This window comes from Pseudomonas sp. NFACC43 (assembly GCF_900119645.1).
In the GTDB taxonomy this organism is placed as follows: Bacteria; Pseudomonadota; Gammaproteobacteria; order Pseudomonadales; family Pseudomonadaceae; genus Aquipseudomonas.
Genome location: NZ_FPKK01000010.1, coordinates 166,410 through 185,054, shown reverse-complemented (window position 1 = coordinate 185,054; position 18,645 = coordinate 166,410). Strand labels below are relative to the sequence as shown.

The following is an 18,645-nucleotide window of genomic DNA, read 5'->3' as shown; positions in this document are numbered from 1 at the left end:
GAGGCTTATCCCTGAATTTCCCTGGTTTTACAGTGAATCTCTCTATCCCCGGCTTTTTATACTGCACGACCCATCGGTCTTGAGGCTCTGGTCTCCAGGACGGTCTGTCCACGAAACAGACCCGGTTTCGGCAAGGCGGCAGGCTTATCGGCCCGTGGTCTTGGAAACCTGGTGGTCAATCCAATAACAAAACGAGGTTGTATCCCTATGCCTGTCGGCAATCATCTGCCCCATGGCGAGACCGCTCAGGGTGGTCCGCTCAAACGTGAGCTCGGCGAGCGCCACATCCGCCTCATGGCGCTCGGCGCCTGCATCGGTGTCGGGCTGTTCCTCGGTTCGGCCAAGGCCATCGAGATGGCTGGCCCGGCGATCATGCTGTCCTACATCATTGGCGGCCTGGCGATCCTTGTAATCATGCGCGCTCTCGGCGAGATGGCCGTGCACAACCCGGTGGCCGGTTCGTTCAGCCGCTATGCCCAGGATTACCTCGGGCCGCTGGCAGGTTTCCTGACCGGTTGGAACTACTGGTTCCTGTGGCTGGTGACTTGCGTCGCCGAGATCACGGCGGTGGCGGTGTACATGGGTATCTGGTTTCCCGACGTACCACGCTGGATCTGGGCCCTGGCCGCACTGGTCAGCATGGGCTCGATCAACCTGATCGCGGTCAAGGCCTTCGGTGAGTTCGAGTTCTGGTTCGCCCTGATCAAGATCGTGACCATCATCGCCATGGTCATCGGCGGCGTCGGCATCATCGCCTTCGGGCTCGGCAACGATGGCGTGGCCCTGGGCATTTCCAACCTCTGGGCCCACGGCGGCTTCATGCCCAACGGCGTGTCCGGCGTGCTGATGTCCCTGCAGATGGTGATGTTCGCGTACCTGGGCGTGGAGATGATCGGCCTGACCGCCGGTGAGGCGAAGAACCCGCAGAAAACCATCCCCAACGCCATCGGCTCGGTGTTCTGGCGGATCCTGCTGTTCTACGTCGGCGCGCTGTTCGTGATCCTGTCGATCTACCCGTGGAACGAGATCGGTACCCAGGGCAGCCCGTTCGTGATGACCTTCGAACGCCTGGGCATCAAGACCGCCGCCGGCATCATCAACTTCGTGGTGATCACCGCCGCGCTGTCGTCCTGCAACGGCGGTATCTTCAGTACCGGGCGGATGCTCTACAGCCTGGCGCAGAACGGCCAGGCCCCGGCCGGTTTCGCCACCACTTCGGCCAACGGTGTACCGCGTCGTGCATTGCTGCTGTCCATCGCCGCGTTGCTGGTGGGTGTGCTGCTCAATTACCTGGTGCCTGAGAAAGTCTTCGTCTGGGTGACGTCCATCGCCACCTTCGGCGCGATCTGGACCTGGGTGATGATCCTGCTGGCCCAGCTCAGATTCCGCAGGGGCCTGAGCACTTCCGAGCGTGCCGCGCTGAAATACCGTATGTGGCTGTACCCGGTCAGTTCGTACCTGGCGCTGGCATTCCTGGTGCTGGTGGTGGGCCTGATGGCGTATTTCCCGGATACCCGCGTGGCGCTGTATGTGGGGCCGGCGTTCCTGGTATTGCTGACGGTGCTGTTCCATGTCTTCAAGTTGCAACCGAGGGGCGTTGCCCAAGGTTCGGTTGGAGCGGCTTCGTAGCCGCCCTGGATGAAACCGCAAGCCCCGATCGATTGATCGGGGCTTTTTCATAAGTGTCGTGTGCGCAAAAGGCCCTAGGCTCGCCCAGGAGCGGGTCTGGTCGTCTGGTCTGGGTGAGAGTGGGTTCAACGCGAGACATTTCCCCGCGGCAGGCGTGGAATTGCGGAGTGCTGGACCGGCAGTCGGGCACTGGTCGTGACTTCGAAGCTTGCCCCATTGGTGGTGGTGGAGCTGCCTCCGACGAACACCTGGAAAGTCCCCATTTCGACGAACCGCAGAAGGTCCGGGCCCAGTAACGCGAAGTCGTCCTGATCCAGCAGGAATTCGACGGTCTTCGTTTCACCCGGGGCCAGTCGGACCTTGGTAAAGCCACGCAACGTACGCACCGGGCGCGTGTAGCTGGCGATGTTCTGCCGTAGGTACAACTGGACGATTTCCTCACCGGCTCGTTGGCCGCTATTGCGCACATCAACCTGCACACCGAGCGTCTCATCGAAGGCCAGTTGCCGCTTGCTGAGCTCAGGTGATCCGTAGCTGAACGTGGTGTAACTCAGGCCGTGACCAAAGGGGTAAAGAGGAGTCCATTCTTCATCCGTGTATCTGGAAGTGAAGAGATTGGCTTTGTCCGGCGGTCGTCCGGTGTTTTTATGCGCATGGTAAAGAGGAATCTGGCCGACGGTGCGCGGAAACGTGACAGGAAGTTTGCCGCTGGGGTTTACATCGCCAAACAGCACATCGGCCACGGCATTTCCCATTTCGGATCCCAGGAACCAGGCCTCGATGATGGCGGGCACTTGTCTGTCCATGGCCTGTATGGCCAACGGGCGGCCGTTCATGAGAACCACGACCATGGGTTTGCCAGTGCTTTGCAATTGCGCCCAAAGCGTGTCTTGCGCCCCGGGTAAATCAAGGGAGGTGCGGCTGCGCGCCTCTCCACTCATGTTGGCCGTCTCGCCGAGCACCGCAACAATCACATCGGCGTCGCTGGCGGCGTCCCGAGCCTCTTCGAGACCGGAAATATCGAGGCTGTCGGGAGAGGCGCCAGCCATATGGACAACGTCAGTTGTGGGCGATACCGCACGTCTTATGCCCTCTAGTACCGTTATCGACTCTTCGGCACGACCGACGCCGAACCAGGGGCCCAGGGTGGACTGGGCATCATTTGCCAAGGCGCCGACCACGAGAATCTTTCGCAGGCTTTTCGACAGCGGTAGCAAGTCCCCGTCATTTTTTAGCAGCACAATGGATTTCTGTGCGGCCTCTCGTGCCAGCGCGCGCGCGTGGGGTGTCATTGTCAGCGCTTTTTCGCGAGCCGGGTCGCTGTATCGATAAGGGTCGTCGAACAGGCCCAGCCGTTGTTTGGCCTCAAGCACGCGTCGCACCGCATCATCGACCAAGGGGGTGGGGAGTCGACCGCTACGTACCAGAGCAGGGAGCTCCGTGGCATAGTTGCCGCTGACCATGGCAATGTCCACTGTAGCGCCCAGCGCCAGTCGGGCTGCCTCTTGCTTTGTCGAGGCGACGCCATGCTGTATCAGGTCACCGATGGCCTGGTAATCACTGACGACTATCCCTTTGAATCCCCATTCACCGCGCAGCTTGTCATTGATCAGTCTTTGACTGGCGTGCATCGGCGTGCTGTCCATATCGTTGTAGCCGGGCATGATCGAATCGACGCCGGCCTGTACGGCGGCACGAAACGGTGGAAGGTAGACTTCCTCGAGCGTTCGCTCGGACATATCCGAGGTGTTGTAGTCACGCCCCCCCTCGGCGGCGCCGTAGCCGACAAAATGCTTTGCGGTGCTCAGGATGGCCGATGTATCGGGAACGCCCTGGCCGCGGAAACCGCCCACTCGAGAGGCTGCCAAGGCTGCGCCCAGGAAAGGATCTTCGCCGGCTCCTTCGACGACTCTTCCCCAACGTGGGTCCCGTGCGATATCCACCATCGGCGCATACGTCCAATGCAAGCCGCTCGCCGTGGCTTCGACGGCTGCTGCCCGGGCGGTTCGTCGAGACAGCTCCGGGTCCCAGGCCGACGCCTCGGCCAGCGGTACGGGGAATACAGTACGGAAGCCGTGGATCACATCGAAGGCGAACAGCAGCGGAATGTGCAGACGCGCATTCTGGATGGCTTCGCGTTGTAGCGCCGCCGTGTGCTCGGCGCCATAAGCACCTATCAGGGAACCCGCCTCAGTGATACCGATGGTGGGTCCATCCTTGACGTCGACAGTGGCTCCCATCGGGGTGATGTGAACGGCCAGTTGGGTCAGTTGACCGGCCTTTTCCTCAAGGGTCATCTGGTTGATCAAGTGTTCGATAAAAACCGCGTCTTCCTGCGGTTTCCCGGCTCGCTCGCCGGCCCGGGGCGCGGGATGAACACCGATCATGACGATCAAGACAACCATCAGGGTCATCGTGGTCACGCGTATGCTCGTCATGGGACTAGGCCTTGGGGGTGACGGGGGATGAGCGAAGGGACGCTTGCTGCGCCAGTGCCTGGGGTTTTGAGTTGAAGGGGTGGTACTGGAAGAGCCAGGTTTCGGAAAGCGTTTCTTTCCCAAGGCGCAAATACAGGCGCATCTCGACCGGCTCGCTGCCCTCGGCAGTCAGATCGAATTGAGCGTGCCAGTGCCCCGGCAGCCCGCTGCCTGGCATGGATGCGGTCAAAACGTTAGAGAACGATCCTCTGGACGCCCATAGCACGGCTTGTGGCTTCGTGTCGCAGGTCAGCGTTTCAAGCGGCGCTCCCATGAACTCCACAACGAATTTGCGTACTCCCTTGGGACGCGGGGAGCCTGGAATGCCCCCAGTCCCCAGGCGTGTGGCTACGCAGCGTGCCAGATTGCTGGGATACGGCTCATCGGAAAGCCAATGCAAACGATATTTCAAGCGGTAGTGATTGCCGGCTTCGGCGGGCTCCTTGGGGACCCACATCGCGACGATGTTGTCGTGGATTTCGTCGTCGGTCGGGATTTCCACCAGTTGTACGCTTCCTTCGCCCCAGTCCTCCAGAGGTTCTACCCATACGCTGGGGCGGCGCTGATACTGGACCCTGTCCAGATAATTGGCGAAAGATCGGTCACGTTGAAGCAGTCCGAATCCGCGGGGATTGTTGTCTGAAAATGCCGAAGCCATGGTACGTGCAGGATTGTTCAGTGGGCGCCAGATGTGCTCGCCCGTTCCCGTCCAAAGCGCCAGTCCATCGGAGTCGTGGACCTCGGGGCGCCAGTCGATAGCCGTCAGCTTGGCCGGTTCACCGAACCAAAACATGGACGTCAGCGGGGCGATGCCGAAGCGATCGATATCCTGGCGCAGGAACAGCTCGGCCTCGATGTCCATCAGTACCCCTTCGGTGCGGCTGATCACAAAACGATAAGCGCCACACAGACTGCTGCTATCGAGCAATGCGTAGACCGTCATGGCCGACTGTTGGTCATGGGTTGGCGTCTCGAACCAGAAGTGGGTGAAGTCCGGAAATTCTTCAGCCTTGCTCGCCGAAGCAACGTCCAGTGCTATACCCCGGGCTGAAATTCCATACTGATACTGTTCGCCAATGGCTCGAAAATACGAGGCCCCCAGAAAAGCCACCCAGTCGTTTTGTTTCCAATCAAGTTTCTTCTGGTTTCCCAGGCGACTTTCCTGGAATCGAAAACCGGCAAAACCGCTGTCGGCTCCAAGTGCCTGAGCGGGGCTGTCGGCAGGCATGCTGAATAGCGTCTTGTCGTAATCGATAGGTTGGGAGATGCCGTTGGCGATGACATGCATCTTGACCGGGACGCGGAAAAGGTCGCCCAGATGGAAAAACGTGAGCGGATATTTGCCGGGTCCCTTCGCGAACAGTGCACGAGTGGTGTCGAAGCGGATAAGACCTCGCGCGTTGTAATCGATTTTCGATAGAGAGGATTGCGCAGGAGTGGCGGGCCGTACGTACGGTTTCATCGCCATTTTTTCGGCGAGCGTGATCAGCTTTTCGTAAGTGAAACGATTGGTGTCATCGATTTGCGCGGTGTCACCGACAGCCGTCAGGGGAAGCTTCAATGAGGCAAATGTTGCGCAAAGCGATGTGAACCTGAGCAGATCTCGCCGATTCAACATGGGAGCCTTCCCTGAGAGTGAACATTTGATGCAGGGATGTTCAATCGACAGGCAATGCTCGTCTACTGTCAAACCTGACAGGTATGGGTAGGCATCCGAAGGTTGGAGTCGATTATCCAGTGGCTGCAGGTATGCCTCGTCACGGAACAGGCGACTGCATCCGGATCGCTTACCCCACCTGCTTCATCTGCCGAACCGGCAACTCCACGCGGAACGTGGTGCCCACGCCGACCTCGCTGCTGACCGTAATCTCCCCATTGTGTTTCTTCACGATCCCATAGGACAGCGACAGACCAAGCCCCGTGCCCTGGCCGATGGGCTTGGTGGTGAAGAACGGGTCGAAGATCTTTTGCAGGGTTTCCGGCGGGATGCCCGAGCCGTTGTCGGCGACTTCGATCCAGACGCGATCACCCTCCACGCCGTTGCGCAGGGTGATGGTGCCGCGCTCCGGGCCGATGGCCTGGGCGGCGTTAACGATCAGGTTCATGATCACCTGGTTGATCTGCGACGGCAGGCACTCGACTTCCGGTAGAGGGGTGTACTCCTTGACCACGTCGGCCTTGTACTTGATCTCGTTGGCCACGATGTTCAGGGTCGAATCCATGCCCTGTTGCAGATTCGCCATCTGCCATTCCTGGTTGGAGTCGACCCGGGAGAAGTCCTTGAGGTCCTTGACGATCTGTCCGACCCGGGCGATGCCATCCTTGGACTCCTTGATCAGCAGCGGTATGTCTTCGACGAGAAAGTCCAGTTCCACCTGTTCGCGCAGCTTCGCCAGGCGCACCACCGTCTCCGGCGAGGCGATGGCCTGTTCGGCGCTGCCATAAGCCAGGAGCATTTCCTCCAGTTTGCCGAAGTAACCGTCCAGCGCCCCCAGGTTGGAGGAAATGAAGCCGATCGGGTTGTTGATCTCATGGGCGACCCCGGCGGCCAACTGGCCCAGGGAGGCGAGCTTTTCCGATTGCACCAGTTGGGTTTCCAGCATCTTGCGTTCGTCGATTTCCATCTGCAGCAAGGAGCTGGCCTGCTTGAACGCCTGGGTCCGTTGTTCCACCAGCTCTTCGAGCTTGTTCATCTTCAACTGTGCGCGGGAGGTCATTTCCCACTTGGTGGTCAGGGTGTTGGCCATCTGCTGGACTTCGATGTTGTCGAAGGGCTTCTTCAGGATCAGCAGCCGGTCATGGCCGTTCAAGCGGTCCAGCAGTTCATCCCAGGAGTAATCCGAATAAGCGGTGCAGACCACCACCTGCAATTGCGGGTCGCGTTTCCAGAGTTCCTCGATGGTCCTGGCGCCGTCCCAGCCCTCGGGCATGCGCATGTCGACGAAGGCCAGGGCGTACGGACGATCCTGTTCCAGCGCCTGCAGCAGCTTGTTCAAGCCTTCCTGCCCGCCATAGGCCGAGTCGAGTTCGAAGACCGGGCCGACAGGTTTCGGTGCCTCGCCGAACAGGGCGTTCTCCATGTCTTGCAGGTCCGTGTTGCTGTCGTCCTGGGGCGTGAGGATCTTGCGGAAATCGTCATGAATGGCAGGCGTATCGTCGATCAGCAGGATGCGCCGGTTGCTCAGGCTGTTCATGGCTCACCTTCCGCGAGTTTCAGGGGCACTTGCAACACGAACGTCGCCCCCGTGCCTGGCCCGTCACTGTGGGCGGTGAGATGGCCGTTCATTTCAATGGCTGCCAGTGCGCAGCTGTGCAGGCCGAAACCGTGGCCTTCCTTGCGGGTGGTGAAACCGTGGGCGAAGATGCGGGTCATGTTTTGCGCCGGGATGCCTTCGCCTTCGTCCTTGACGCTGATCTGCAGGGTCTCGCCATCCACCACTTGGGCGCTCAGGGTCATGTTCCGCGCATGATTGGACACCCCGGCCATGGCGTACTTGGCGTTGCTGATCAGGTTGATCAGGATCAGCAGCAGGCGGTGCTTGTCGCCCATGATCCGGGGTACGTCGCCGTACTCCTTGATCACGGTTACATGGTGGCGGGTCAGGGCACCGGAATTCATGCGCAGGGCGTCTTCGAGCAGTTCGCTGACCACCAGCGGCTCCATCAGGCTGTTGGCACCGGCGTAGGATTGCTGGGTGGAGACGATGTCCTTGATGTGGTCCACGCTCTTGCTCAACTGCGCCAGTTCATCGAGCAGGCCCTGCTGTTCGACCGCCATGGCCTCCACCAGCTGGTTGAGGTAGCCGGGCAGCAGCTTGCCCTTTTCGTCTTCGGTGAGGAAATGCCCCAGGTCGTGGGGGTGCTCGTTGATCAATTGCATCGCCTTGCCCAGCCCCTGGGCCTTGCTGCCGCGCAGTTTGCGGCTGACCAGATCGGCGGAGATATTCACGCTGTTGAGCACGTTGCCCACGTTGTGCAGGACGTTGGTGGCGATCTCCGCCATGCCGGCCTGGCGGGCGGTATCCATCAGTTCGCTCTGGGTGTCCTTGAGCTGGCGGGTGCGCTCCTCGACCCGTTGCTCCAGCTCGTCGTTGGCGCTTTGCAGGGCGCTGTTGACCCGCTTGATCTCGGCGAAGCTGCGCACCAGCCGGATCGCCAGCCAGATCAGGATCAGCACCAGGAACGTGGCGAACACCAGCAGGTACACATGGTTGCGCTGGTGCTTGCTGGCCGCTGTCTCCTGGTCTTTCTCCAGCAGGTGGGTGATGGCGTCCAGGTGATCGGAAACGGGGACGGCTTCGATACCCTGCAACAATTCGTTGACCCGAGGTTGTTCGCGCAGGATCAGGGCGATGTGCCGGCTCAGGATATCGACCGAACCCCCCAGTCCCACCGGCAGGCGCTCTTTGTTGATGTCGAGCCGGTTCAGGCCCAGCAGCACTTCGGCGGCGACTTCAGGGGTGGTGAGATGGGAAAACTCCATGCTGCTGAGCAGCAGGTCGTAGGTATCGATGGTGACGCTCTGCAGTTGCAGTTTTTCCGTATCGGGCAGTTGGGCGAACTGGGCCTGGATGTCATCTTCGGCGGTCGGCAGGAAGGCCAGGGAGTTGCGCAGCACCGCATTGTGGGACTTGAACTGTTCCACCAGGCGGGTCTTTTCCTTGACGGCCTTGAGGTATTCGTCCCGCAGGCCCTCCCACCGCGAGGGTGTGTGGCGGCCCGGCTCCGACTCGATGGCGTCCAGGCGCTGCCACAGGCGCGTCATCTCGTGCAGCGGCGAGACCAGCGGGTCGTAGTTGTGGCTCAGGGCGATCCGTGACTTGAGCACTTCGTTGTCCCAGATGGCGTCCTGCTGCTTGAGCAGGCGGATCAGGTCCCGGGACTCGATGTACGAGGCGGCCTGCTGCGCACTGGAATTGACATACATGAACAGCAGGATCGAAGCGAGCAGGAGGCCGACAAGCAACAGGCTGATGCGACGAAGAGGGCTCATAGGGGCTTGCCCTCCCATTCACCGGTCAGGGTCTTGAGGAATTCGACGATCAGCTCCGTGTCGTTCTTCAAGGGCTCACGCCCTAGCTGGTACTTGAACATCACCTGAACCGCCTGTTCCAGGGTCGACGCGGAGCCGTCATGGAAATACGGGGCGGTGACGGCGACGTTGCGCAGGCTGGGGACCTTGAAGACCTGGCGGTCGGCTTCGTCGCCAGTGACGTTGAACCGACCTTCGTCGGCCCGGGCAGGGTGGCCCCGGTCCTGGATGTAATCACCCATGACGCCGAATTTCTGGAACATGTTGCCGCCGATGTTCACCCCCTGGTGGCAGGCGATGCAGCCGTATTCCTTGAAACGCTGGTAGCCGAACTTTTCCCTGGGCGTGAGGATATCGGTGTCGCCCAGCAGATATTTGTCGAAGCGCGAGTTGGGGGTCAGCAGGGTGCGTTCGAAGTCGGCCAGGGCATGCTTGATGTTCGGTTGGGTGACCCCGTCGGGGTAGGCGTCGGCAAAGTCCTTGGCGTAGCCCGGGTCGTCGGCGATGCGCTTGACCACGGTTTCCCAGGTACTGCCCATTTCCGCGGGGCTGGTCACGACCACATGCACCTGTTCTTCCAGGGTGTCGACGCGACCGTCCCAGAACTGGTGGAAGTTCAGGCTGGCGTTGAACACGGTGGGGGTATTGACCTCCACCGGCTTGCCGTCGAAGCCCAGGGAAAACGGTGTGCCGTCGGCGCCGCCCTTGTCCAGGCGATGGCAGCTGGCGCAGGACAGGGTGTTGTTGACCGATAGCCGTGGATCATGGAACAGGCGCTGGCCGAGCTGGACACGCTTGGGGTCCAGGGCAGGAATGGGAGGCAACGGTTTGAGCGGTTCGTCCAGGGGGGCGGCATGGGCGGTCAGGCCCAAGCCCATGAGCAGGCCGAGAGCCAATAACGATACAGATGACGCCATCGGATGCTTCCTTGAATCTCTGGGTGGATGAATCCTGGGGATTCATGAAAACGGGTTCGGACGTTGTTCCCACTCGGCTACCCACTGGACAAAAGCTTGCGGCTCCACTGCCCTGCTGAAGTAGTACCCCTGGGCTTCCTCGCACTGGTGGGCCTTGAGGAATTCCAGTTGCTCAAGGGTTTCCACGCCTTCGGCGATGATGTGCAGGTTCAGGCTCCTGCCCAGGCTGATGATGGTGCTCACCAGCTTGGCGTCGTTGCTGTCGATGCTCAGGTCGCCCACGAACGACTGGTCGATCTTCAGCACATCCACCGGAAATTTCTGCAGGTAGCTCAGGCTCGAATAGCCAGTACCGAAGTCGTCGATGGCCAGGCGTATCCCCAGTTGCTTGATGGCCTTGAGGACGGCGACGGTGGTGTCGATGTTCTGCATCAACACGCTTTCGGTGATCTCCAGTTCTAACTGTGTCGGGTCCAGCCCGGTTTCCTTGAGGGTGTGGGCGATGCCTTCGACGAAGCCTCGTTGCCGGAAATCGATGGCCGAGACGTTCACCGACAGGTACAGCGGCTTCATGCCCTGGGCCTGCCAGCGGCAGGCCTGCTGGCAGGCTTCCTGGAGCACCCACTGGCTCAGGGGCACGATCAGGCCGCTGTCCTCGGCCACCGGGATGAAATCCGACGGGTAGATCAGCCCGTGGCCGGGCCGGTCCCAGCGCACCAGCGCCTCGACGCCGACCACCTTGCCAGTGTGCAGGTCCAGCTTGGGCTGGTAATGCAGCACGAACTCCTTGCGTTGCAGGGCCAGGCGCAAGCCGGACTCGATGGTCTGTTGCTGGCGGGCCCGGCGGTTCATGTCTTCGGTGAAGAAACGGTAGTCGTTGGGCCCGGTCTCCTTGACGTTGCGCATCGCCGTCTCGGCTTTCTTGATCAACGCCACCGCATCGAAACCGTCGGCCGGGTACAGGCTGACCCCCAGGCTCGCGGTGACGGTCAGGTCATGTCCATCGATGGGGTGGGGCGTGCTGATGGCCGTCAGCAGTTTTTCCGCCACACCCTTGATCTGCTGCGGATCCGTGACGTCACCCAGCACCACCACGAACTCGTCGGAGCCGTAGCGAAACACCGAATCGGATTCGCGCACCACGGTAGCCAGGGTCCTGGCCACACGCTTGAGCATTTCATCGCCCACCGGATGCCCCAGGGCGTTGTTGATGCGCTTGAAGCGGTCCAGTCCGATGAACATGACCGCCAGTTGCCGGTCATGCCGGCGGCACTGGGCCATGGCCTGGGTCAGGCGATCGCCCAGCAACATGCTGTTGGGCAGCTCGGTGAGCACGTCGTATTGCAGCAGGTGCGACACCTTGAGCAATTCCTGGACCCGCTCCTCGATGGTGCGCTCCAGGCTGCGCATCTTGCGCGCCGCATCCTGGGCCAGTTGCCATTTCCAGGTCATGGCACTGGCCATCTGGCGGATTTCCAGGGTGTCGAACGGTTTCTTGAGGATCAGCAGCTGGTCGTCGAATTCGATGCGCTCCGACATGGTTTCCCAGGTGTAATCCGAAAACGCCGTACACAGGGCGATCTGCAGCCGCGGGTCGGCTTCCCAGAGACGCTCGATGGTCTGCAGGCCGTCCCAGCCCGGCGGCATGCGCATGTCGGCGAACACCAGCGCATAAGGCTGGCCTTCGGCCTGGGCGCGCTTGACCAGTTCCAGGGCTTCTTCGCCCTGATAGGCCGAGTCGATCTGGAACTGCAGCCGGCTCACCTGGGGTGTGCCGAACAGCAGGCTCTCGGTGTCGTCCAGCGAGTCGTCGCTGCCGGCGCTGGGGCTGAGGATCTTGCGAAAGTCCTGGTGGATCGCCGGCGTATCGTCCACCACCAGGATTCGCCGGTTGGCAGGTACCGACATAGGGTTCATGGATTGCTCTCCGACAGCTGGCTCGCGGGCCGTGTCCAATGATCCGTCACGGGAACGATGGTACCGGCCTTGAGCAGTTCTCCGGCCTGGCCGCTGTCCACCACCGTGCTGAAGTAGTGACCCTGGGCCAGGATCGGCCCGCCGCTGCCGCTGGACATCAGCGTGGTGCGTTGCTCCTGGGTCTCGACGCCTTCGGCGATGATCCCGATGCCCACGTCCCGGGCGAAATTGATGATCGCCCGCAGGGTCGTGGCGTTCTCGGGGTCGGCGTTGGCGCTGTCGAGAAACCTCTGGGCGAGCTTGAGGTGGTTGACCCGATAGGTCTTGAGGTAATCGAAGGAGGAATACTCGGTGCCGAAGTCGTCGATGGCGATCTGCACGCCCAACTCGCACAGCCGCGGCAGCACGTCGTTGTGGGTCCACTTGGTCTGGGCCAGGGTGGCTTCGGTCACGTCGAAGCGCAGGTCCCAGGGCGCCAGTTCCCAACGTGCGGTGGTGCGCAGGACATCGTAGATCAGCTCCGGGCCGGTCTTGAGCTGGGTCAGGGACAGGTCGATGGCGATGACCGGGGGCGCCATGCCCTGGTCGCGCCACTGGCGCATCTGCTGGCAGGCCTGGTCGAGCACCCAATGGCCGAGGGCGACGATGATCCCGCTCTTCTCGGCCGCCGGCATGAACGCCGAAGGTTCCAGCCAGCCCCGTTCGGGATGCTTCCAGCGCACCTGGACACCCATGCCCAGGATCTTGCCGGTGCCGAGGTCGACCTCCGGCAGGTAGTGCAACTGCAACTCGTTGTTCTCGATGGCCTGGCGCAGCTCGTTGGTCAGGGTGACCCGGTCGGTAACCTCCTGGTTGATCTCTTCATTGTGGAAGTGGTACTGGTTCCGGCCTTTTTCCTTGGAGCGGTACAGGGCCATGTCGGACTGCGCCATCAGGCTGTCGGCGCTCGGGCTCTGGGGGGTGTACAGGGCGATGCCGATGCTCACGGAAATCCGCACATCGTTGCCGTCCAGGGAGTAGGGCGCCACCAGGGTATCGCGGATCTTGGCCGCCAGGGCCGCACAATGGGTCGGCTCGTGGACGTCCAGTTGCAGGATGGCGAACTCGTCGCCGCCCAGGCGCGCCACCACATCGTTCTCCCGGGTACAGTCTTTCAGGCGCTTGGCGACCTCCTGCAACAGCAGGTCGCCGATGGGGTGGCCCAGGGTGTCGTTGATCCGCTTGAAGTGGTCCAGGTCCAGGTAGAACATCGCAAACGGCGCGGCGCCCCGACGCGCGGCGGCGAAGGCCTGGTGCAGGCGCTCGATCACCGTGGCGCGGTTGGCCAGGCCGGTCAGGCTGTCGGTGCGGGCCAGCAGGGCGATCTTTTCCTCGGCCAGCTTGCGTTCGGTGATGTCCAGGATGATCCCTTCCACCTCCAGGAGCAGACCCTGTTCGTTACGCACCGGAATGTAGCGGTTTTCCACCCAGCGGAACGAGCCGTCGCCGGTGCGCATGCGAAACTCGATGGAGGCCCCCGTCGAGTCACGATCCAGCACGCGCACCATGGCCTGGTCGATCTTGGCCTGGTCGTCCGGATGGATCAGCATCTGTGCCCATTCAGGCGAGTTGACCAGTTGCGCCGCCACATGACCGAACTTGGTGATGTTGTGGGAGATGTACATCAAGGGAAACGGCGGTTCGCCGCGCAGGCGATAGAGGATGGTGGGGCTGTTCTGCACGATGATGTTGGCGTCCGCCAGCTCCCGGGTGCGTTCTTGCACCGCCTGTTCGAGCATGTCCATTTTCAGCGCGGCGTCTTCGGTCATCTGCCATTTGACGGTCAGGGTGCTGGCCATCTGGCGGATCTCGATGGCGTCGAAGGGTTTTTTCAGGATCAGCAGGCGGTCGCCCAGTTCGAGACGATCGGCGATGTCCTCCCAGGAATAGTCCGAATAGGCGGTGCACAGTGCCACTTGCAGCTTGGGATCGACGCGCCACAGCCGCTCGATGGTTTCCAGGCCATCCCAGCCAGGGGGCATGCGCATGTCGATGAAGGCCATGGCGTAGGGCTGGCCCTGTTCCAGCGCCGTTTCCACCTTGTTCAGGGCTTCCATGCCCTGGAAGGCCGAATCGAGGATGAAACTGTGGCTGGCCGCCGCCACCGGAGCGCCGAACAAAGCCTCCTCGGCACTGCTCAGGCTGTCTTCGGGGGCCTCCTGGGGGCTGAGGATCTTGCGGAAATCCTCATGGATCGTCTGGGTGTCGTCGACGATCAGAATCCGCCGGTTGGCCTTGTCCAGGGGCAGGCTCATGGCCGTGCACCGGGGAGATGCTGACGATTGAACCGTGGGCACATCGGATATCCCTTTCACTGGCATGAGTAATCTGGCCTGTACTTGGCCCTTCATGGGGTACAGCATAGTCGTCCGATCGGGATGCGCTCGGCCAGTGATGGCAAATCGTGCCTAAATCTTCGCGATCTACTAGCCTGTTCTTATGCGGGGGTGGGTAGAACTGTTGTCGTTTACAGGAGGGGGTAGCTATGGAAGATCAATCGCCGGACGTTCCGGTCACGAAGCCGACGGTGCTGCTGGTGGATGACGAGGAGTCGATTCTCAATAGCCTGCGGCGTTTATTGCGTAGCCAGCCTTATGAGATCCTGCTGGCCGACAGCGGTGCCAAGGCCCTGGAAATCCTCAAGGAGCGGCCGGTCGATCTGGTGATGACCGATGCACGCATGCCCAACATGGATGGCGCCACGCTGCTGGCGCACATTCGCAAGCTGTATCCGTCGACGTTGCGCATCCTGCTCACCGGCTACGCCGACGTCGACATGATGACCAAGGCCATCAACGAGGGGCAGCTCTATCGCTACCTCAGCAAGCCCTGGAACGACGAGGAACTGGTGCAGGCGCTACGCCAGGCCCTGGCCCACCAGCATTCGGAAAACGAGCGCCAGCGCCTCGAAGCGTTGAACCGCGAGCAGAACCAGCAGCTCAAGACCCTCAACGCGACCCTGGAAAAGCGCGTGGCGTCACGCACCGCCGAGCTGCAGCAGACCGCCGACATGCTCGACCTGGCCTATGAAGAGCTCAAGCGCAGTTACGTGACCGGTACCGAGGTGTTCTCGCTGATCGCCAACCTGCGCCTGCCCAAGGCCAAGCAGACCAACCGGCAGATCATCGAGCTGATCCGGGTGTATAGCCGGCTGCATTTCCTCGACGAGTCAACCGACCGCGACCTGACCATGGCCGCGGCGCTGTACAACATCGGCAAGCTGAGCTGGACCGACAACATGATGACCACGCCGGCCGACCTGCTGCACCACAACGAGCTGGAGCTGTATCGCGCCTATCCCAAGCAGAGCGAATCGCTGCTGATGACCCTGGACCCGATGAAGGACGCGGCGCGCATCATCCTGCATCACCAGGAGCGCTGGGACGGCAGCGGCTTTCCCGACCATCTCAAGGGCGAGGCCATTCCCTTCGGTTCGCGGCTGTTGAAGCTGGCGGTGGACTTCATCGAGCTGCAGCGCGGGCTGATTCTCGAGCGACAGATGAACAGCGACGAAGCGCTGGTCTACATCCGCAAATATGCCGGCAAGCTGTACGACCCGGACATGGTGGAAGACTTCATCAAGGCCTGTGGCGAATACCTGGAAGACGTGACCCTGTCCGACCCGACGGTGAAGGTGATGAACACCCGTGAACTGACGGCGGGCATGGTCCTGGCCCGTAACCTGAACGCGGATAACGGCATGTTGTTGCTCAACGCCGGCAAGGTCCTGAGTGCCCCGCTGGTGGATAAGCTCATCGCCTTCGAAGCGATGGAAGGGGCCCGGTACAGCGTATTCGTCAAGATTCCCGAGGAAGCGGACCCTGCCGCGCCGAAGCCGATGCTGGGGTAAACGGAGTCTGATAGCTGCCTGGGCTGCTGTTCATTCGAGCGTTGTGCAGAGGCATCGTGACGAGGGAGCTTGCTCCCTCGCCACGATGCCTCTGCTTTAATCGATTGCATTGCCTTGCATCAGGCGGGATCTGCGGATCCTGAAACGGGCATCCGGCTTTGCTCCCCGCCACTTCGGTCTGTAACCTTGGCGGCATTTTTTGCGTCGAGGCCGAGCATTCATGAGCACTTCCGTTATTCGCATCGCCGCCGCCCTGTTGATCGGGCCGGACGGTCGTACCCTGCTGGTGCGCAAGCGTGGCACCCGGGCCTTCATGCAGCCGGGCGGCAAGATCGAGGCCCATGAACAACCGGTGCAGGCCCTGGCCCGTGAGCTGGACGAAGAGCTAGGCCTGGCCATCGATCCGACGCAGGCCCGCTACCTGGGGGCGTTCAGCGCGCCGGCGGCCAACGAGCCGGGGTTTGTCGTAGAGGCGCAAGTGTTCCTCTTGAGCATCGATGCCCCGGTGTCGCCCGCCGCCGAAATCGAGGAAGTGCGCTGGATCGATCCGGCCGGTGACGGAGGGCTTTTGCTGGCGCCGTTGACAGGCGAGGCGATCCTGCCGTTTTATCGAACCACCTGTCTTGCGACCTGCTGACTCAAGGATCGATGCCCATGATTCCTCTGCCGGACCTGCTGATCTTCGCCGCCGCCGCGTTGCTGATGGTGCTCACGCCCGGGCCGAACATGATCTACCTGATTTCCCGCTCGATCTGCCAGGGCCGCAAGGCCGGGGTCACGTCCCTGCTGGGGGTGGTCGCGGGTTTCTTCGTGCACATGTTCGCCGCGGCCGCGGGGCTGACGGCGGTGTTCATGGCGGTGCCCATGGCCTATGAAGTCTTGAAATGGGCCGGTGCGCTGTACCTGTTGTGGCTGGCCTGGCAGGCACTCAGGCCCGGGGCGCGCTCGCCGTTCGAAGCCCGGCAGCTGCCGGCGGATTCGACGCGCAAGCTGATCACCATGGGGTTTCTCACCAGCGCCCTGAATCCGAAGATCGCGATGTTCTACCTGTCGGTGTTCCCGCAGTTCATCAGCCCGGAACACGGTTCGCTGTTTACCCAGAGCATCATCCTCGGGCTGACCCAGATCAGCGTCAGTTTCAGCGTCAACCTGCTGATTGCGCTGTTTGCCGCGGGCATCGCCTCGTGGTTCGTCCATAACCCCACCTGGCTGGCGGCACAGCGCTATTTCATGGGGTTTGTCCTGGGCGGGCTGGCGCTGCGGCTGATGTTCGAGCAACGGCGGACCGCGTGAGCATTCGACGGCTGCGCGCTGGCGATGCCCAGGCGTATCGCGAGTTGATGCTGCAGGCCTACGAGCGTCATCCGCAGGCCTTTACCTCCAGCGTCAGCGAGCGGGCGGCCATGCCCATGAACTGGTGGGAGTCACGCCTGACCGGCCGGTTTGATGTGGTCCTGGGGGCGTTCGTGGCCGACGAGCTGGCCGCAATCGTCGGCCTGGCCCTGGACCATCGGCAAAAGGCCCGGCACAAGGCAACGCTGTTCGGCATGTATGTCGTCGATGCCCATCGTCATCGGGGCCTCGGTCAGCGCCTGCTGGAGGCTGCCCTGGCCGAGGCCCGTCGGCATGACTTCCTGCGCCTGGTGCAACTGACCGTCACCGCCGGCAACGACCCGGCCATCAAGCTCTACCAGCGTTGCGGCTTCGTGCTGTACGGCCTCGAGCCGATGGCGATCCGCGTGGGCGACGAGTACTTCGACAAGATTCACATGTGGCTCGAGCTGTAGGCCAACCGGCCATGAGGGTCGAGCTCTTTTCTGGCAAGGGGATTCGTCCCCTTGCCACAACGCGCTTCACCGAACGGCGCTGACCCCGTCCAGCGTGGAAAACGAGGTGTCCTTGGCCGTCAGCAGGAAGTCGCGCATATAGGGAGCATCGAGCATGTCGGTCCGTACCGCGGCGTACAACGTGGCGAACAGGCCCTTTTCTCCCAGCCGCTTGGCTTTCACATAACCCCGTGAACTGTATTCATGCAGCGCCCAGTGGGGCATGCCGCACACGCCGCGGCCGCTGGCCACCAGTTGCATCATCATCACCGTCAGTTCGGACGTGCGGACCTGGGCCGGTTCGATGTCGGCCGGTTCCAGGAAGCGGGTGAAGATGTCCAGTCGATCCCGCTCCACCGGGTATGTAATCAGGGTTTCGCTGACCAGGTCCTCGGGCACGATGTAGGGTTTGCCCGCCAGCCGATGCTGGTTGGCGACGGCCAGCATGGCTTCGTAGGTGAACAGCGGCACGTAGGTAATGCCCGCCAGCTCCAGGGGATCGGAGGTCACCACCAGGTCCAGGTCGCCTCGGGCCAGGGCCGGCAGCGGGGCGAAGGCGAAGCCGGAGGCCAGGTCCAGTTCGACTTCCGGCCAGGCATCGCGAAACTGGTCGATGGTGGGCATCAGCCACTGGAAGCAACTGTGGCATTCAATCGCCATGTGCAGGCGTCCGGCGGTCCCCCCGGCCAGCCGGGCGATGTCCCGCTCGGCGCTGCGCAGCAAGGGCAGGGTCGCATCGGCCAGTTGCAACAGGCGCAGGCCGGCGCTGGTGAACCGTACCGGTTTGGTCTTGCGTACGAACAACTGCATGCCCAGGCGCTCCTCCAGTTCCTTGAACTGGTGGGACAGCGCGGACTGGGTCAGGTGCAGGCGTTCGGCGGCCTCCACCAGGCTGTCGGCTTCGCGCAATGCGTGCAGGGTCTTGAGGTGACGGAGTTCAAGCACCGGAGGCTCCATG

Annotated in this window: 13 protein-coding genes; 5 read left to right on the top strand and 8 right to left on the bottom strand. The window is 61.8% G+C overall.

What is annotated here, in order from left to right; translation table 11 throughout:
* Positions 1 to 207 precede the first annotated feature (207 nt).
* Positions 208 to 1,629, top strand: a complete 1,422-nt coding sequence (locus BT179_RS18340) for an amino acid permease (RefSeq protein ID WP_072395318.1) — start codon at positions 208 to 210, stop codon at positions 1,627 to 1,629.
* A 125-nt stretch (positions 1,630 to 1,754) separates the two neighbouring features.
* Here BT179_RS18340 and BT179_RS18335 read toward each other — a convergent pair whose 3' ends face one another.
* From BT179_RS18335 to BT179_RS18305, 7 genes are all read right to left on the bottom strand, one after another.
* The gene (locus tag BT179_RS18335; protein ID WP_256343852.1) at positions 1,755 to 4,043 is read right to left on the bottom strand and encodes a glycoside hydrolase family 3 N-terminal domain-containing protein; all 2,289 of its coding nucleotides are present in this window, start codon (positions 4,041 to 4,043) and stop codon (positions 1,755 to 1,757) included.
* A 28-nt stretch (positions 4,044 to 4,071) separates the two neighbouring features.
* The gene (locus BT179_RS18330; RefSeq protein WP_072395314.1) at positions 4,072 to 5,724 is read right to left on the bottom strand and encodes an OpgD/OpgG family glucan biosynthesis protein; all 1,653 of its coding nucleotides are present in this window, start codon (positions 5,722 to 5,724) and stop codon (positions 4,072 to 4,074) included.
* Between the two features lie 169 nt (positions 5,725 to 5,893).
* On the bottom strand, positions 5,894 to 7,300 hold the full coding sequence (locus tag BT179_RS18325; protein WP_072395312.1) for an ATP-binding protein: 1,407 nt from the start codon (positions 7,298 to 7,300) through the stop codon (positions 5,894 to 5,896).
* Entirely contained in the window at positions 7,297 to 9,099 is a 1,803-nt protein-coding gene (locus BT179_RS18320; RefSeq protein WP_072432115.1) for a DAHL domain-containing protein, read from the bottom strand. The genes BT179_RS18325 and BT179_RS18320 overlap by 4 nt, the downstream gene beginning before the upstream one ends.
* Positions 9,096 to 10,055 (bottom strand): cytochrome-c peroxidase, encoded by a 960-nt coding sequence (locus tag BT179_RS18315; protein WP_072432116.1) that lies wholly within the window; start codon positions 10,053 to 10,055, stop codon positions 9,096 to 9,098. Before BT179_RS18315 ends, BT179_RS18320 begins: the two co-directional genes overlap by 4 nt.
* 42 nt (positions 10,056 to 10,097) lie before the next feature.
* Positions 10,098 to 11,972, bottom strand: a complete 1,875-nt coding sequence (locus BT179_RS18310; protein ID WP_072395306.1) for a putative bifunctional diguanylate cyclase/phosphodiesterase — start codon at positions 11,970 to 11,972, stop codon at positions 10,098 to 10,100.
* Entirely contained in the window at positions 11,969 to 14,266 is a 2,298-nt protein-coding gene (locus BT179_RS18305) for a GGDEF/EAL domain-containing response regulator (protein WP_072432117.1), read from the bottom strand. Before BT179_RS18305 ends, BT179_RS18310 begins: the two co-directional genes overlap by 4 nt.
* A gap of 230 nt (positions 14,267 to 14,496) precedes the next feature.
* On the opposite strand from BT179_RS18305, the gene BT179_RS18300 reads away from it, so the two are divergent.
* The 4 genes from BT179_RS18300 to BT179_RS18285 all read left to right on the top strand — a co-directional run bounded on the left by BT179_RS18300 (position 14,497) and on the right by BT179_RS18285 (position 17,648).
* Positions 14,497 to 15,861: a response regulator c-di-GMP phosphodiesterase, NosR family gene (locus tag BT179_RS18300; RefSeq protein ID WP_072395302.1), complete on the top strand. Its 1,365-nt coding sequence runs from the start codon at positions 14,497 to 14,499 to the stop codon at positions 15,859 to 15,861.
* A 220-nt stretch (positions 15,862 to 16,081) separates the two neighbouring features.
* Complete coding sequence (locus tag BT179_RS18295; protein ID WP_072395299.1) at positions 16,082 to 16,498, top strand: NUDIX hydrolase; 417 nt, start codon at positions 16,082 to 16,084, stop codon at positions 16,496 to 16,498.
* 17 nt (positions 16,499 to 16,515) lie between these two features.
* Positions 16,516 to 17,154 (top strand): LysE family translocator, encoded by a 639-nt coding sequence (locus BT179_RS18290; protein ID WP_072395288.1) that lies wholly within the window; start codon positions 16,516 to 16,518, stop codon positions 17,152 to 17,154.
* Positions 17,151 to 17,648 carry a GNAT family N-acetyltransferase gene (locus tag BT179_RS18285; RefSeq protein ID WP_072395286.1) on the top strand — a complete coding sequence of 166 codons (498 nt, stop codon included), beginning with the start codon at positions 17,151 to 17,153 and terminating at the stop codon, positions 17,646 to 17,648. The genes BT179_RS18290 and BT179_RS18285 overlap by 4 nt, the downstream gene beginning before the upstream one ends.
* A 66-nt stretch (positions 17,649 to 17,714) precedes the next feature.
* Here BT179_RS18285 and metR read toward each other — a convergent pair whose 3' ends face one another.
* Positions 17,715 to 18,632: a transcriptional regulator MetR gene (gene metR / locus BT179_RS18280; protein WP_072395284.1), complete on the bottom strand. Its 918-nt coding sequence runs from the start codon at positions 18,630 to 18,632 to the stop codon at positions 17,715 to 17,717.
* Between the last annotated feature and the right edge of the window lie 13 nt (positions 18,633 to 18,645).

Coding starts and splice junctions, on each gene's coding strand:
- BT179_RS18340 (WP_072395318.1), top strand. CDS start 208: ATGCCTGTCGGCAATCATCTGCCCCATGGCGAGACCGCTCAGGGTGGT.
- BT179_RS18335 (WP_256343852.1), bottom strand. CDS start 4,043: ATGACCCTGATGGTTGTCTTGATCGTCATGATCGGTGTTCATCCCGCG.
- BT179_RS18330 (WP_072395314.1), bottom strand. CDS start 5,724: ATGTTGAATCGGCGAGATCTGCTCAGGTTCACATCGCTTTGCGCAACA.
- BT179_RS18325 (WP_072395312.1), bottom strand. CDS start 7,300: ATGAACAGCCTGAGCAACCGGCGCATCCTGCTGATCGACGATACGCCT.
- BT179_RS18320 (WP_072432115.1), bottom strand. CDS start 9,099: ATGAGCCCTCTTCGTCGCATCAGCCTGTTGCTTGTCGGCCTCCTGCTC.
- BT179_RS18315 (WP_072432116.1), bottom strand. CDS start 10,055: ATGGCGTCATCTGTATCGTTATTGGCTCTCGGCCTGCTCATGGGCTTG.
- BT179_RS18310 (WP_072395306.1), bottom strand. CDS start 11,972: ATGAACCCTATGTCGGTACCTGCCAACCGGCGAATCCTGGTGGTGGAC.
- BT179_RS18305 (WP_072432117.1), bottom strand. CDS start 14,266: ATGAGCCTGCCCCTGGACAAGGCCAACCGGCGGATTCTGATCGTCGAC.
- BT179_RS18300 (WP_072395302.1), top strand. CDS start 14,497: ATGGAAGATCAATCGCCGGACGTTCCGGTCACGAAGCCGACGGTGCTG.
- BT179_RS18295 (WP_072395299.1), top strand. CDS start 16,082: ATGAGCACTTCCGTTATTCGCATCGCCGCCGCCCTGTTGATCGGGCCG.
- BT179_RS18290 (WP_072395288.1), top strand. CDS start 16,516: ATGATTCCTCTGCCGGACCTGCTGATCTTCGCCGCCGCCGCGTTGCTG.